Raw genomic sequence first — 13633 nt, forward strand, 5'->3', positions numbered from 1 at the left:
GGGCCGGTCTTCCTGTTTTTTCTGCTTTTGTTTGACAAGTGCGGCCAATGGTTGTAAGATTAAATCATTTGGTACTTATTAAATAAAGCGAGATACTTCAGGAGGAACATCGTGGCAGCAACCGTTTTGGAACCGCAGAAGAAAAAGACCCGTTTGATGACGGAGGGCAGCATCTGGAAGAGCATCCTGCTGTTTTCCGTGCCGCTGATCCTGGGCAACCTGCTTCAGCAGCTGTACAACACCGCCGACTCCATCATCGTCGGCAACTTCGTGGGCAGCAATGCGCTGGCAGCCGTCGGCTCCAGTGGCTCGCCCATCTTCCTGCTCATCGGCTTCAGTCAGGGCATCGCAGTGGGTGCGGGCGTCGTGGTGGCGCAGTATCTTGGCGCGAAGGACCGCGAGGATGCGCAGCGGGCCGTGCATACCGCGCTGGCGCTGGCCGTGCTTCTGGGCCTCATCCTGACCATCGGCGGCATCCTCGTCAGCCGTGCCCTGCTCACGGCCATGGATACCCCGGCGGAGGTGCTGGAGGACGCTGTGACCTATATGCAGATCTACTTCGGCGGTGTGCTGTTCAGCGTCGTGTACAACATGGCGGCGGGCATCCTGAATGCGGCGGGCAACTCCCAGCGGTCGCTGCTCTATCTGGGCATCGCATCGGGCACGAACATCCTCCTCGACCTCGTGCTCATCGCGGGGCTGCGGATGGGTGTGGCCGGTGCGGCCATCGCCACCGACATCAGCCAGCTGGTTTCCTGTGTGCTGGCGCTGCGCTTTTTGATGCAGGTCCAGGACGACTACCGCGTGACGGCCAGAGAGATCCGGGTGCACGGCAAAATGGCCGTCCGCATCATCAAGGTGGGCCTGCCCACCGGCATCCAGAATATGGTCATCTCGCTGTCCAACATTCTGGTGCAGGCCGGCGTCAACGGCTACGGTGCCGCCGCCATGGCCGGGTTCGCGGCCTATATGAAGGTGGACGGCTTCAACATCCTGCCCATCATGAGCTTCAGCATGGCGGCCACCACCTTCGTGGGGCAGAACTTCGGCGCGGGCAAGCTCGACCGCGTGAAGAAGAGCCTGTGGGTCACGCTGGGCATGGGCGTCGTCTACACCATCCTCACCGGTGTGCTGCTGCTGGCCTTCCAGGACCCCATCATGCACCTGTTTACCCACGAAGAGGACGTCGTCGCCTTTGGCTGCACGGCCATGCACTACTTCTGCCCCTTCTACTGGGAGCTGAGCGTCCTGCACGGTCTGGCGGGCACCGTGCGCGGCACCGGCAAGACCATTCCGCCCATGGTGGTGCTGCTGGTCTCGCTGTGTGTGTTCCGCATCGGGTGGATCCAGTGGGTGCTGCCCTTCTTTTCCAGCATCGACGGCATCTTCCTGCTGTATCCCGTCTCGTGGGGGCTGGGTGCGTTGATGATGGTGGGTTACGCATGGAAAGCAAACTGGCTGGAAACTTAAAATAATAAGGAAAAATCTTCCACTTCCGCTCAAAAAACGTAAAATTTTTTGTCGGGGGGGGGGTAACAATTGGTCGAATTTGATTGCTTTTTCCACGAATGTACCGTATAATAAAACCTGAAACGTTTACAAAAAGGTTCCAGTTTTGAGTGGAAAGGGGATGCGTCCGGATGGAAGAGTCGAATCGGCAGAAATGGGAGCGCTATATCCAGAATCTTCGCCGGGTGCGGACCCTCTCCCGCCCGCAGTTCCCGCCGGAAACGGCTCCGGAATTCCTGCTGGAGGCGATCCAGGGCAACGCGGTGCGCTGCTTCGACCTGATGAAGGAGAACAACGCCCTGCTGGGAGAGCTGGTCTACACGCGGGATGCGAAAACGTTGTCCGACAGCGACATCGCCGAGCTGGAAGAGGCGGCGGGCAGGCTGTTCAACTATGCCAACAGCGAGGACTGCGGCGTGGCCTACAAGATCCACGAGCTGCTGCTGAAGGCGGCCCGCTTCCGCGACGATGTCCCCATGATCGTCCGGGAGCTGTACTACAACGGCATCACCCTGCACTATATCAATGTGCGGGATGAGGACCACGACGTCAACCTGCTGTGGCCGCGCATCCATGCCTTCTTTCTGGAGGGGGCCAACTACATTGCCCGGTATGAAGAGCTGGACAAGGAGACCCGGCAGTACATCATCCGGTGCGTGGGCAACATCCGGCTGGCGGTCTCGCGCCAGACGAAAGAGGATTGCCATCGGTATATGGAGCTGTTCGACCTGGCTATGAGCATCATCACATCGCCCTATTACCAGAAGCTGGACCCGGACATCCCCTGGGCACGGTTCACCTATTCCATGCACATGGACCAGATGATCCTGATGGCCTATCTGCGCCATTGCAATGACCCTGAGGTCGCAGAGCGGGTGCTGCGGTCGGCCTCCTATGTCTACGAGCATCAGAAAAAGAACGCAGGAGAGGAATCCCGCCAGCAGAACTGGCGGGTGAGCTACTTTTACCATGCGGCACTCTACCATGCCGGAAAAGGCACGGCCCGCGCCGTCGTGGAAGATCTGCTGGAGATGATCGACCAGACCGGCGAACAGGATTATTCGCCGGACGGCATCAACCGCAACCTGACCGGCTCGGCCTATCTCTTTTATTATGAAGCATTTTTGAGCGAGCAGGACCGCGCCGAGCTGGCTGACCGCATTGCAAAGGAGCGGGCGGCGGTCCACCGGTATCTGGACGAGATGCCGGGCAATGAATACCCCCGTGTGGCCAGCATGGCCATCCGGGAACTCATCACGGCGCAGTCGGATACCAAGGAAATCGACAACCGCAAGATCCTGGAGAGCATTCTCTCCGGCCACAAGCCGACCTATGTACACTCCACGATGGTGGCGCACCTGACCAGAGTGCTGCTCCGGCGGATGATCGAGACCGACCCCGCCGCTCTCATCGGCCTGCTGGGCTGCAAGACCGCAGCCGAAGTGCAGGCCCGGAAGCCGGAGCTGCTGCAGACCGCCTATGAATGCGGCCTGTACCACGATGTGGGCAAGAGCGCGGTCATCATGTACATCGACACCAACAGCCGCAGCCTGCTGGAGGAAGAATTCTGCTGCATCCAGAGCCACCCGGTCATTGGCTGCAGTCTGCTGCGGGATGCCGGGTACGAAGAGCATCTGGCCCCGGCGGCGCTCTATCACCACTGCTTCTACAACGGACAGGGCGGCTACCCCAGAGATGTGCCGCCCTGCCCGCAGGACATCAAGGGCATCGTGGATGTGCTGACTGTGGCGGACTCGCTGGATGCCGCCACCGACAACATCGGGCGCTGCTACAACCGGGCCAAGCCCCTGCGCACACTGGTGGGGGAGCTGCAGGCCCAGAGCGGCACCCGCTATGCACCGGACGTGGTGGCGCTGTTCCGGGACGAGACCTTCTGCAAAGTGCTGGCCCAAAAGCTGGATGCCGAGCGAAAAAAGGTCTATCTGCACGCATACCACGCTGCGGAATAAAAAAATGAGATAAAAACTTCCATTTCTTTCTTCTGTGTGATACAATAACCGGTAAGAGTGCATAGAAAGCTGCGAAACCGCACGCTGAGGAGGAAAGGCCAATGGAAAAACTGCGCAATCTCCTGTTTTATGGCGGCGCGATGCCGGATGTCTACCGGAACTGCCGGGACGAGATCCGGAAGGAAAACCTGGAAAAGCTCTTCTTCTTTCTCACCGTGGAGATCGTGTTCCTGCTCATGGCGCTGGCGGTGTGCTGCGCCGTCAAATCGCTGGCAGGCGGCTTCATCGCCTACATCATTGCGCTGGCCTGTGCGCTGGTGCTATTGTGCACGGTGCAGAGCTGCCAGAACAGCAACATCGTCCTTTCCATCTGTGCGGACAGTTTTATGGGCATCTGCTATCTGCTGAGCCTCTATCTGGGCTGCTTTGCCTACCCGGATGAACCGGCCATCTGCTTCCATGTCGTTGCGGTGGTGCTGCCCATGCTGTTCACCCGCCCGGCCATCGGGAACATCCTGCGCACGGTGATCTACGAAGCGCTGTTCATCGGCTGTTCTGTGACCTTCAAAGACCCGGCCCTCGTGCCCAGGGATGTATTCAATGCCGTCCTGTTCGGGCTAATGGGCTGTGTGCTTTCCACGTACTATATCCGCGTCCTGACGGACAATGTCGTCGCGCGCTGCAAGCTGAAGGTCATCGCAGAGACCGACCTGAACACTCAGATCCCCAACCGCAACGCCTACGAGAACCACATGAACGAATATCCGCTGCGCTGTTCCAACACCCTGAGCTGTGTCTATGTGGATGTGAACGGCCTGCACGAGCTGAACAACACCAAGGGCCACAATGCGGGCGACGTCATGCTCAAGACGGTGGCTCAGGAGATGGTCCGGCAGTTCGGCATCAAGGACAGCTACCGCATCGGCGGCGACGAGTTCGTAGCCTTTGTGGTGGACGAGCCGCCCCGCACGGTGCGGGAACGGATGAGCCAGCTCGTGGCCAATGTGGAGGCCAACGGCTATTCGGTCGCCGTGGGCTGTGCTACCTGCAGCGCCGGCGGCATCCAGCTCGAAGCCCTCATCAAGCAGGCCGAGAGCCGCATGTACGACGACAAGGAAGAACACTACCGCCGCCGCGGCATCCCGCACGGGTAAAAAGGATAAAACCCTCTCCGGCATTGCGAAGCAATGCCGGAGAGGGTTTCTGTTTTTATAAACCATAGAGCTTCGGCACCTGAATGCGGAACAGCTCCAGCATGGCCTTGAGGGGGGCGCTTTGGTAGTTGCTGCGGGGGTAGACGAGGGCCAGCGGGCGGCTGGTCTCGACTCTGGCAATGTGGAAGTAGCACAGCTCCTCGCCGTAGAACTGCCGCTGGGCAAAGATCAGCGGTGCAAAGGTGATGCCGAGCTGCTGCGCGGCCAGGCTCAGCGCGCGCTCCACGCTGCTGCACTGGAGCCGCAGGTCGGGCAGAAAGCCCGCCTGCTCGCACATTTTCTGGCAGATGCCGCCCAGCATCTGCTCCGGCGGCAGCAGGATGAACGGCTCGCCGCTGAGGGCGTTCAGCTCCAGCGCACCGCTCTGCGGCTGGATGCGGGGCAGGAACGACCGGGGCACGGCCAGCAGGATGGGCTCGTTCAGCAGCAGCTCGTTGCAGTAGGTCACGGTGTCGGGGCTGGGCACGTCCACGATGAAATCCAGCTGTTTGGCGTCCAGCTGAAGGCGCAGCAGGGTGGTGGAAAGCTCCACCGTGTGGACTTCGCAGCTGGGGAACTGCCGGTAAAACGCCGACAGGATGGTGGGCAGCAGCAGATTGCCCCGGTGGGGGCTGACGCCCAGCCGAAGCAGCTGGCGCCGGCCGGAAGCGATGTCGCTGAGCTTGTCGTTCAGCCGCCCGAAAGAGATGTCGGTCTCCGCAGCCCAGGCGCAGAACAGGCTGCCCGCGTAGGTGGGCTCCAGCCCGTCGGGCCCGCGGGTGAACAGCGGGGTGCCCAGCTCCTCTTCCAGTGCCTTCAGGCTCAGCGAAAGGGACGGCTGGGTCAGGTAAAGTCTCTGAGCCGCGCGGGTGATGCTTTTTTCCTCCGCGATGGTCAGAACATAGCGCAGCTGGTTCCAGTTCATACGGCACCTCCGTTCCATAAGAAAAACCTATGGATTCTATCATAAAACATATATTTGAAAAATGCAACCCCCTGTGATACCCTATTGTCAGAAACAGGAGGAATGGATGTTGGAAAAAGCAATTCATAGAACCGCACAAAAAAAGACCGAAGCCGCCCCGGAGCAGACCTCCCGCGTGAAGATGGCGCTTCTGATCTTTGCATACTTTATTAAGATCGGCTCCTTCACCTTTGGCAGCGGATGGAGCATCCTGGCCCAGATGGAGCAGGAGTTCGTGGACAAGCGCCGCTGGCTGACCAAGCAGGAGCTGCTGGAGCTGGTGGCCGTGGGCAAATCACTGCCCGGCATCATGATCACCAACATCACGATGCTGTTCGGCTACCAGATGGCTGGGGTGCTGGGCGGTGTTCTGGCCGTGCTGGGCATCGCGCTGCCGGCCGTGGTGGTGCTGAGCCTGGTCACGCTGGCGTACGATGCCATCAAATCGAATTACTGGGTCTGGGCCGCGCTGCAGGGCGTGCAGTGCGCGGTGGTGCCCATCATCGGCGGGGCGGCCATCTCGCTGGGCAAAGAGGCCCTGAAGGATAAGGCGAGCGTCTTCATCTGCCTGGCGGCGCTGGCCGTCTGCCACTTCACGAGCATCAGCAACATCGTGCTGATCCTGGCGGGTGTTGTGGCCGCGCTGGTCTGGATGGAGGGGAAGGAACATGCTTGAGACGCTGGTGCAGCTGTTCTTCGCCTTTGCCCGCATCGGTTTCACGAGCTTTGGCGGCACCTCGATGATCCCGCTCATCCTCGATGAGATGTCCAGCCACGGCTGGATGAGCGCCGACGACCTGACCAACCTCATCGCCATTGCCGAGATGACCCCCGGCAGCCTGGGCGTGAATTGTGCCACCTTCGCAGGCACCCAGACGGCGGGTACCATCGGCGGTCTGGTGGCTGTGCTGGGCGTGTTGAGCCCGGCCTTCACCCTGACGCTGGCGGCAGCGGTCTTCTTCCAGAAGTTCCGCACCAGCAAGGTCATGGGGTGGATCATGAAAGTCGTCAAGCCGCTCTGCATCGGCATGATCCTGGAAGTGCTGCTCAGCCTGAGCCTGAGCACCTACGCAGGCGAGGGCGGCATCCGCTTCGTCGGCATCGCCATCGGCCTGCTCTGCTTCTGGCTGCTGCAAAAGAAAAAGATGAGTGTGCCGAAGGTCATCGGCATTGCGGCCACGCTGGGCGTGGTCGGTTTCGGCGTATTGTAACAAAGAGAACGGGAGCCTTTCGTGCACGGTGCGGAAGGCTCCCGTTTTGTATCTCATCCAAAATTCGTCTGGGTTTCTCATAAAAAAAGCCTAACGCTTTTTGGGCAGAATGCGCTATACTGGCCCTATCACAAACCTTGGAGGAGCATTTTATGGAGGAAACAAAGAAAAAGGGTTCCGGTACCACCGACCTGACCGTTGGCCGGCCGCTGACCCGCATTTTGCAGTTCGCCCTGCCGCTGGTGCTGGGAACGCTGTTCCAGCAGCTGTACAGCTTTGTGGACACGATCATCGTGGGGCGCTGCATCGGCACCGATGCGCTGGGCGCGGTGGGCACGACCTACTCGCTGAATTTTATGATCGTGGGCTTCGTGCTGGCCACCTGCAACGGCTTCGGCATCCCGGTGGCTGAGAGCTTCGGCGCAAAGGACCGGGATGACCTGCACAAGTACCTGTTCAACGGTGCCGTGCTCTGCGTGGGGATGAGTCTGGTCTTTGCGGTGGGCACGACTCTCGTTGCGGCCCCGCTGCTGCAGCTCATCCACACCCCGGCAGAGCTGCTGGAGAATGCCGTGCACTACATCCGCATCATCTTCCTGGGCATCCCTGCGACGGTGCTGTACAACTATTCGTCCACCGTTCTGCGCAGTCTGGGCGACTCGAAGCATCCGTTCTACTTCCTGCTGGTGTCCAGCTTCCTGAACATTGCGCTGGACGTGCTGTTCATCGTGCCGCTGGGCATGGGCGTCGAGGGCGCGGCCATCGCGACGGTGATCAGCCAGCTCGTCAGCGGCATCCTCTGCACCTGGTGGTTCTTCACCAAAGTGGAGGACATCCACTTCACCAGAGAGAACTGCGTCCTTTCCGGCAGGCACTGCAAGCGGCTGGCCTACATCGGCTTCCCGATGGGGTTTGAGTATTCGGTCTCGGCCATCGGCGCCGTCATCATGCAGGACGCCATCAACCAGCTGGGCAGCGTGGCCGTGGCCGCGCAGACCGCCGGTGAGAAAATCCGCCAGATGTTCACCCTGCCCATGGAGAGTGTCGGCATGGCCATGGCGACTTATGTGGGCCAGAACCACGGTGCGGGCCGCACCGACCGCGTCCGACAGGGCATCCGGGACGGCTGCATCATCCAGGCGGGATACAGCGCCATTGCATGGGTCGCGGTCTTCCTGGTCAAGCGCTGGGCCGTGGGCCTGGTGCTGGGCGATGCCGAACCGGCCATCTTCAACGGTGCGGTGGAGTACCTGACCGTCATCAGTGTGCTGTTCGTTCTGCTGGGCTTCCTGATGATCTTCCGCTACACGCTGCAGGGCCTCGGCTACAGCGTACAGGCCGTCATCTCCGGCGTGGGCGAGCTCATCGGCCGCGCCCTCGGCGGCTGGCTGGCCGTGCACCAGCTGGGCTATCTCGGCATCTGCATCTCGAACCCCCTTGCCTGGGGCTTTGCCCTGTGCTACTGCGTGTTCATGGTCACGCGGGTGCTGAAAAAGGAGAGCCGGGCGTCATAAACCAAAATCAAAAAAGCGCTCCGCAGTTTTGCACTGCGAAGCGCTTTTTTGTGGAAAACTCAGTTGATAAAATTCACAAAGACGGGGCAGAGCACAGCGGTGAGCACACCGGCTACCGCGATGGACAGGCCGCTCATCGCGCCTTCGACTTCGCCCATCTGCAGGGCTTTGCTGGTGCCGACGGCATGGGCCGAGGTGCCGATGCCCACGCCCTTGGCAATGGGGTCGGTGATGTGGAACACCTTGCAGACCGTCTCGGCCAGCAGGTTGCCCGCGATGCCGGTCAGGATGACGATGGCGCCGGTCAGGGCCGCGATGCCGCCCAGCTCAGCGGCGACATCCATGCTGATGGCAGTGGTGACGGACTTGGGCAGCAGGGTCACATACTGCTCACGGGTCAGGCCCATGGCCACGGCCAGAGCCAGTGCGCTGCCCAGACTGACCAGGGTTCCCACCGAGATGCCCGCGATGATGGCGGCGGCGTTCTCCTTGAGCAGATCCCACTTTTCATACAGCGGGATGGCCAGGCTGATGGTGGCGGGCAGCAGCAGATAGCTGACCGGCGCGGCGCTGACTTTGTAATCTGCGTAGGAGATGTTCAGCACACTGAGCAGGATGATGACGAAGATGCTGCCCAGCAGCAGAGGGTTGAAGACGGCCTTGCCCGTCACCCGGTTGATGAGGGTGCCCAGTGCAAAGGCCGCCAGCGTGAGCAGAACGCCCCACGCCGAGGACGAGGAAAGAAACTCATTCAGCAGCTGTGTCATTTGCGGCAGCCTCCTTTTTGCTCTGCTTGCGGCGGGTGAGCGCCTGGGTGGTGTGGCCGGATGTCACCAGCACCAGCACCGTGACCGGGATGATGGCGATGACGATGGGCAGCAGCATGCTGCCCATCTCGGCCCACAGCTCCATGACACCGGCTGCGGCGGGCACGAACAGCAGCGGGAAAATACCGGTCAGGAACAGGCCGACCTCCTTCACATCGTCCAGCTGAACGAGGCCCAGCAGCAGGGCGGCCAGCAGCAGGACCAGGCCATAGATGCTGGCCGGGATGGGCAGCGGCAGAACAGCGTGGCAGAACTCGCCCAGAAAACAGAACGCAAGGATGCGTGCGAACTGAAACAGATACTTCGTAAAAAATCCCCCTTCATCGCGCCCGCGCAGCCCCCCTTCGGGGCAGCTCTGCCGGAGAATGGGCCTCTGGCAGGGCGGGCCGGTCAAACAAAGCCCGGAAGACGCCGGGCCGCGCGTTTATTTGTGACGGTCAGTGTAACAGTATAGCCCAAAAGCCCCGGCGGCGCAACGGCAATACTTGCTAAGAATTTATGTCGAACCGACAAAAAACTGGATGTTCTGAGGGTTTGGCGGAAAATGAGAAAACCGGCCGGGAATGGAACACCGCCTTTTCCCGAAAAAATTTGTGTAAATGCCCGCCGGAGGGTTGCGCTGGGTGGGGCGTTCATTGTACAATAAACACGTTACCGAAAAATACGACACAGCGGGCGGATGTGCCCCAAAGTGAGGAATCGAAATGAACGGATCGAAAATTCGGGTGCTGGCGCTGGATCTGGACGGCACCCTGACCAATGATGAAAAGATCGTTACCCCCCGCACCCGCGCGGCGCTGGACGCAGCAGCGGCGCAGGGCGTGACCATCGTGCTGGCTTCCGGCCGGCCTACGGCGGGCATCACCCCGCTGGCAAAGGAACTGGGGCTGGACAAAAAGGGCGGCTGCATCCTGGCCTACAATGGCGGAAAGATCGTGGACTGCGCCACCGGTGCGGCCCTATATCAGAAGCTGCTGGCCCCGGAGTTCGTGCCCCAGCTGTGCCGGTTTGCGGCAGAGCAGGACGTCGCGCTCCTGACCTACGATGCCCGCGGCATCGTCTGTGAGCGCGACCAGGACCCCTGGGCCCGGAAGGAGTGCGTGACCACTAAGCTGGAGATGTACCATGTGGACGATCTGGCTTCCTATGTGGATTACCCCATCTGCAAGATGCTCCTCACCGTGGACCCCGCCCGCCGCGACGCCGTCTGCGCCGCAGGCCGGCAGCAGTTCGAGGGCAAAATCGACATCTACCCCTCCAGCCCCTTCTTCATCGAGGCCGTGCCGCTGGGCGTGATGAAGGACGTCAGCCTGGGCGCTCTGCTGGAACGCATGGGCCTGACCCGCGAGAACCTGATGGCCTGCGGCGACGGTCTGAACGACCGCTCGATGATCGCCTTTGCGGGCGTGGGCGTCGCCATGCAGAACGCTGAGGACGCCGTGAAGGAGGTCGCCGACTACGTGACCGCCGCCGACAACAACCACGACGGCGTCGCCGAGGCCATTGAGAAATTCATTTTACAGTGAGAGGACAGGACACACGAATGCCGCAGCGCAATCTGGTTTTATTTGATTTGGAATGGAACATCGGCTACCAGCCGTATACGTTCAACTATCATGGGGTGCAGCAGACCTTCCGGGGCGAGATCATCGAGATCGGCGCGGTGAAGATCGACGAAGACGCCAACGTCCTCGATACCTTCTCCATCCATCTGCGCCCCCGTATCTTCCGCAAATTGCAGCACCACATCGCCAAGGTCACCGGCCTGACGCAGGAAGACCTGGACAACGGCGCCCCCATCGTGCAGGGCCTGCGCCGTTTCATGCAGTGGTGCGGCCCGGACGCCGAGTTCGCCGAGTGGGGCATGGACGATGTGCCGGTGCTCAAGCAGAATCTGTTCCTGTGCAATCTGGACGAGAGCCGCCCCACGGTGTGGTACGACCTGCAGCAGGTCTTTCTGCGGGAGCATCCCCGCAAGGAAGGCGAGGGCATGACGCTGGAAAGCGTCGTCACCCGGATGGGCATTCCGATGGACCGCCCCTTCCACGACGCCCTGTCCGATACCCTCTACACCGCCGATGTCTGCCGCAAGCTCGACCTGCGGGAGGGGTTGGCCGCCTACCCCAGCGAGGAGCAGGCCCTGCGCCAGAGCCTCTGCCCGAAGCCCGGCGACTACCGGGATTTCCGCGTCTTCCGCGGCTATGTGGAGCCGTACACCTGGCGGGTCGACCCCATCATCAGCACGGCCCAGTGCCCGGCCTGCGGAGCCGACCTTGCGCCGGACGAGATCTGGCTGAAAAAGGGCAGCAACAGCTGGTACACGCTGGCCCAGTGCCCCCACTGTGCCGGAACGGCCAGCGAGGCGGGCAAGGGCGTCTTCCAGCGGTACAAGCTGGCCCGGCGGGACGGCCTGCACTGGAGCTTTGCCCGCTGTGTGCAGGTCCCGGATGCCGAGGCGCTGGCCCGCTGGGACAAGCAGCGCACCCAGCAGATCGAGCGGATGAAGGCCCGCGCCGAAAAACAGGCCGGGGAAAAAGCCTGAGACCGATCGTGCAGGAAAACCGCACCCCATTTCGTATAGCAAAGTATAGCGCAGACGAAAAAGCGAAGAAAATGCAGAATTTCTTCATCGCACATTCATAAGTTCTGGATATACTAAGAGAAACGAGAGGGAAGGAACACACGATGGAAAGCACCCTGATCAGCTTTGTGCACCAGCTGGGAACGCTGGAATTCTGGCAGACATTACTGGACAGCTTCGGAGACCTCGGCCCCCTTGCGCCCATCTTTCTGGCAATGGTGGAGTCGTTTTTTCCGCCGCTGCCCCTCATCGCCATCGTGGCGCTGAATGTGGCGGCCCACGGCGGCCTTTTCGGTTTTGTGTACAGCTGGGTGGGCGTCATGCTGGGCGGCACCCTGATGTTCCTGTTCTGGCGGCGGGTGCTCAAACAGTTCTTCTGGAAGTTCGCCAGCCGTTCCCAGAAGCTGGAAAAAGCTGAGCAGTGGGTCAGCCGGTTCGACGTTTCGTCCCTGTTCATGCTGTCGGTGCTGCCGTTCACCCCTTCGTCCTTCATGCACTTTGCCTTCGGTATCTCGGATTTTGACGAAAAACGCTACCTCATCACCATGCTGCTGGGCAAGGGTGTGATGGTGGCCATGATGGCCCTCTTCGGCCAGTCCCTCGTCAGTTCGATGAAGAACCCGGTCTACCTCGTCCTCGCCGTCGTCATCTGGGGCGCAATGTACTGGGGCAGCAAGCGGTTCTGCAAAAAACATGATCTGTAAGAAACGATGAAACGATAAAAACGCTCCCTTGCCGACGGCAAGAGAGCGTTTTTTGTGCAAATGGGTCGTTATCCTTCGTATCCCAAGGTCGCCGCCATAACGGCCTTGATGGTGTGCATCCGGTTCTCGGCCTCGTCGAAGACGATGCTCTGCGGGCCTTCGAAGACCTCGTCGGTGACTTCCATGGCATCGCGGCCGAACTTTTCGCCCATCTCTTTGCCCACAGTGGTCTTGTGGTCGTGATAGGCGGGCAGGCAGTGCATGAAGACGGCCTGCGGCCCGGCCAGCGCCATCAGTGCGTTGTTGATCTGGTAGGGGGCCAGGTCGTGGATGCGCTCGGCCCAGACCTCGACAGGTTCGCCCATCGAGACCCAGACGTCGGTGTACAGCACATCGGCACCCTGGGCGGCTTTGGCGGGGTCTTCCTCAAAGGTCAGGGTCGCGCCGGTCTCGGCGGCGATAGCCTGGCACTGAGCGATGAGCGCCGGGTCTGGCTGATACTTCTTGGGGGCGCAGGCCGTGAAGTGCAGGCCCATCTTGGCGCAGCCCACCATCAGGCTGTTGCCCATGTTGTAGCGGGCGTCGCCGAAGTAGACGAAATGGATGCCCTTCAGGCGGCCGAAGTGCTCCCGGATGGTGAGGAAGTCGGCCAGAATCTGAGTGGGGTGGAACTCGTTGGTCAGACCGTTCCAGACGGGAACGCCTGCATAATGGGCCAGGTCCTCGACGATCTGCTGGCCATAGCCGCGGTACTCAATGCCGTCGAACATCCGGCCCAGCACACGGGCGGTGTCCGCAATGGACTCTTTTTTGCCGATCTGGCTGCCCGACGGGTCCAGATAGGTGACTTCCATGCCCAGATCGTGGGCGGCCACTTCAAAGCTGCACCGGGTGCGGGTGGAGGTCTTCTCGAAGATCAGGGCGATGTTTTTGCCGCGCAGGGCATCGTGGCGGATGCCGGCCTTCTTCTTGGCCTTGAGGCCAGCGGCCAGATCCAGCAGCGCTTCGATCTCGGCGGGGGTGTAATCCAGCAGCTTCAGAAAGTTCCGATTTTTCAGACTCATTGCATATTTCCCTCTCTATTCATGAAAACTTGAATATTTATTCGAAATGATGCTTCTATTATATAGCAGAAGAAACCGCCGGTCAAGGGCTTTGCG

The 13633-nt window shown here is 60.6% G+C and carries 13 protein-coding genes; 9 read left to right on the forward strand and 4 right to left on the reverse strand.

Features of this window, described 5'->3' with window-relative positions; all coding sequences use genetic code 11:
* Positions 1-156 precede the first annotated feature (156 nt).
* The 3 genes from I5P96_RS02270 to I5P96_RS02280 all read left to right on the forward strand — a co-directional run bounded on the left by I5P96_RS02270 (position 157) and on the right by I5P96_RS02280 (position 4633).
* Positions 157-1470: an MATE family efflux transporter gene (locus I5P96_RS02270; RefSeq protein ID WP_223383716.1), complete on the forward strand. Its 1314-nt coding sequence runs from the start codon at positions 157-159 to the stop codon at positions 1468-1470.
* Between the two features lie 170 nt (positions 1471-1640).
* Positions 1641-3479 carry an HD-GYP domain-containing protein gene (locus I5P96_RS02275; protein ID WP_223382918.1) on the forward strand — a complete coding sequence of 613 codons (1839 nt, stop codon included), beginning with the start codon at positions 1641-1643 and terminating at the stop codon, positions 3477-3479.
* Positions 3480-3580: 101 nt separating this feature from the next.
* A complete protein-coding gene (locus I5P96_RS02280) occupies positions 3581-4633 on the forward strand; it encodes a GGDEF domain-containing protein (protein ID WP_223382919.1) in 1053 nt (350 codons plus the stop codon).
* 55 nt (positions 4634-4688) lie between these two features.
* On the opposite strand, the gene I5P96_RS02285 is transcribed toward I5P96_RS02280, so the two are convergent.
* Positions 4689-5597: a LysR family transcriptional regulator gene (locus I5P96_RS02285; protein ID WP_223382920.1), complete on the reverse strand. Its 909-nt coding sequence runs from the start codon at positions 5595-5597 to the stop codon at positions 4689-4691.
* 106 nt (positions 5598-5703) lie between these two features.
* Here I5P96_RS02285 and I5P96_RS02290 point away from each other — a divergent pair, with 106 nt between their 5' ends.
* From I5P96_RS02290 to I5P96_RS02300, 3 genes are all read left to right on the forward strand, one after another.
* Positions 5704-6312 carry a chromate transporter gene (locus I5P96_RS02290; protein ID WP_223382921.1) on the forward strand — a complete coding sequence of 203 codons (609 nt, stop codon included), beginning with the start codon at positions 5704-5706 and terminating at the stop codon, positions 6310-6312.
* On the forward strand, positions 6305-6847 hold the full coding sequence (locus tag I5P96_RS02295; protein WP_223382922.1) for a chromate transporter: 543 nt from the start codon (positions 6305-6307) through the stop codon (positions 6845-6847). Before I5P96_RS02290 ends, I5P96_RS02295 begins: the two co-directional genes overlap by 8 nt.
* A gap of 152 nt (positions 6848-6999) precedes the next feature.
* On the forward strand, positions 7000-8361 hold the full coding sequence (locus I5P96_RS02300) for an MATE family efflux transporter (RefSeq protein WP_223382923.1): 1362 nt from the start codon (positions 7000-7002) through the stop codon (positions 8359-8361).
* A 59-nt stretch (positions 8362-8420) separates the two neighbouring features.
* On the opposite strand, the gene I5P96_RS02305 is transcribed toward I5P96_RS02300, so the two are convergent.
* Both I5P96_RS02305 and I5P96_RS02310 read right to left on the reverse strand, forming a co-directional pair.
* A complete protein-coding gene (locus I5P96_RS02305; protein ID WP_097791456.1) occupies positions 8421-9128 on the reverse strand; it encodes an LrgB family protein in 708 nt (235 codons plus the stop codon).
* Positions 9109-9582: a CidA/LrgA family protein gene (locus I5P96_RS02310; protein WP_223382924.1), complete on the reverse strand. Its 474-nt coding sequence runs from the start codon at positions 9580-9582 to the stop codon at positions 9109-9111. Before I5P96_RS02310 ends, I5P96_RS02305 begins: the two co-directional genes overlap by 20 nt.
* Before the next feature lie 310 nt (positions 9583-9892).
* Here I5P96_RS02310 and I5P96_RS02315 point away from each other — a divergent pair, with 310 nt between their 5' ends.
* The 3 genes from I5P96_RS02315 (at position 9893) to I5P96_RS02325 (ending at position 12473) form a co-directional block, all read left to right on the forward strand.
* Positions 9893-10714 carry a Cof-type HAD-IIB family hydrolase gene (locus I5P96_RS02315; protein ID WP_223382925.1) on the forward strand — a complete coding sequence of 274 codons (822 nt, stop codon included), beginning with the start codon at positions 9893-9895 and terminating at the stop codon, positions 10712-10714.
* A gap of 17 nt (positions 10715-10731) precedes the next feature.
* Positions 10732-11730: a 3'-5' exonuclease gene (locus tag I5P96_RS02320; protein ID WP_223382926.1), complete on the forward strand. Its 999-nt coding sequence runs from the start codon at positions 10732-10734 to the stop codon at positions 11728-11730.
* 143 nt (positions 11731-11873) lie between these two features.
* A complete protein-coding gene (locus tag I5P96_RS02325) occupies positions 11874-12473 on the forward strand; it encodes a TVP38/TMEM64 family protein (RefSeq protein ID WP_223382927.1) in 600 nt (199 codons plus the stop codon).
* Between the two features lie 68 nt (positions 12474-12541).
* Here the strand turns inward: I5P96_RS02325 and argF are convergent, their stop codons facing one another.
* Complete coding sequence (argF, locus tag I5P96_RS02330; protein WP_223382928.1) at positions 12542-13537, reverse strand: ornithine carbamoyltransferase; 996 nt, start codon at positions 13535-13537, stop codon at positions 12542-12544.
* Positions 13538-13633: the final 96 nt, after the last annotated feature.

The organism is Faecalibacterium prausnitzii (genome assembly GCF_019967995.1).
GTDB lineage: Bacteria > Bacillota > Clostridia > Oscillospirales > Ruminococcaceae > Faecalibacterium > Faecalibacterium prausnitzii_E.

Coding starts and splice junctions, on each gene's coding strand:
- I5P96_RS02290 (WP_223382921.1), top strand. CDS start 5,704: ATGTTGGAAAAAGCAATTCATAGAACCGCACAAAAAAAGACCGAAGCC.
- I5P96_RS02275 (WP_223382918.1), top strand. CDS start 1,641: ATGGAAGAGTCGAATCGGCAGAAATGGGAGCGCTATATCCAGAATCTT.
- I5P96_RS02270 (WP_223383716.1), top strand. CDS start 157: ATGACGGAGGGCAGCATCTGGAAGAGCATCCTGCTGTTTTCCGTGCCG.
- I5P96_RS02285 (WP_223382920.1), bottom strand. CDS start 5,597: ATGAACTGGAACCAGCTGCGCTATGTTCTGACCATCGCGGAGGAAAAA.
- I5P96_RS02280 (WP_223382919.1), top strand. CDS start 3,581: ATGGAAAAACTGCGCAATCTCCTGTTTTATGGCGGCGCGATGCCGGAT.
- I5P96_RS02320 (WP_223382926.1), top strand. CDS start 10,732: ATGCCGCAGCGCAATCTGGTTTTATTTGATTTGGAATGGAACATCGGC.
- I5P96_RS02305 (WP_097791456.1), bottom strand. CDS start 9,128: ATGACACAGCTGCTGAATGAGTTTCTTTCCTCGTCCTCGGCGTGGGGC.
- I5P96_RS02300 (WP_223382923.1), top strand. CDS start 7,000: ATGGAGGAAACAAAGAAAAAGGGTTCCGGTACCACCGACCTGACCGTT.
- I5P96_RS02325 (WP_223382927.1), top strand. CDS start 11,874: ATGGAAAGCACCCTGATCAGCTTTGTGCACCAGCTGGGAACGCTGGAA.
- I5P96_RS02315 (WP_223382925.1), top strand. CDS start 9,893: ATGAACGGATCGAAAATTCGGGTGCTGGCGCTGGATCTGGACGGCACC.
- I5P96_RS02295 (WP_223382922.1), top strand. CDS start 6,305: ATGCTTGAGACGCTGGTGCAGCTGTTCTTCGCCTTTGCCCGCATCGGT.
- argF (WP_223382928.1), bottom strand. CDS start 13,537: ATGAGTCTGAAAAATCGGAACTTTCTGAAGCTGCTGGATTACACCCCC.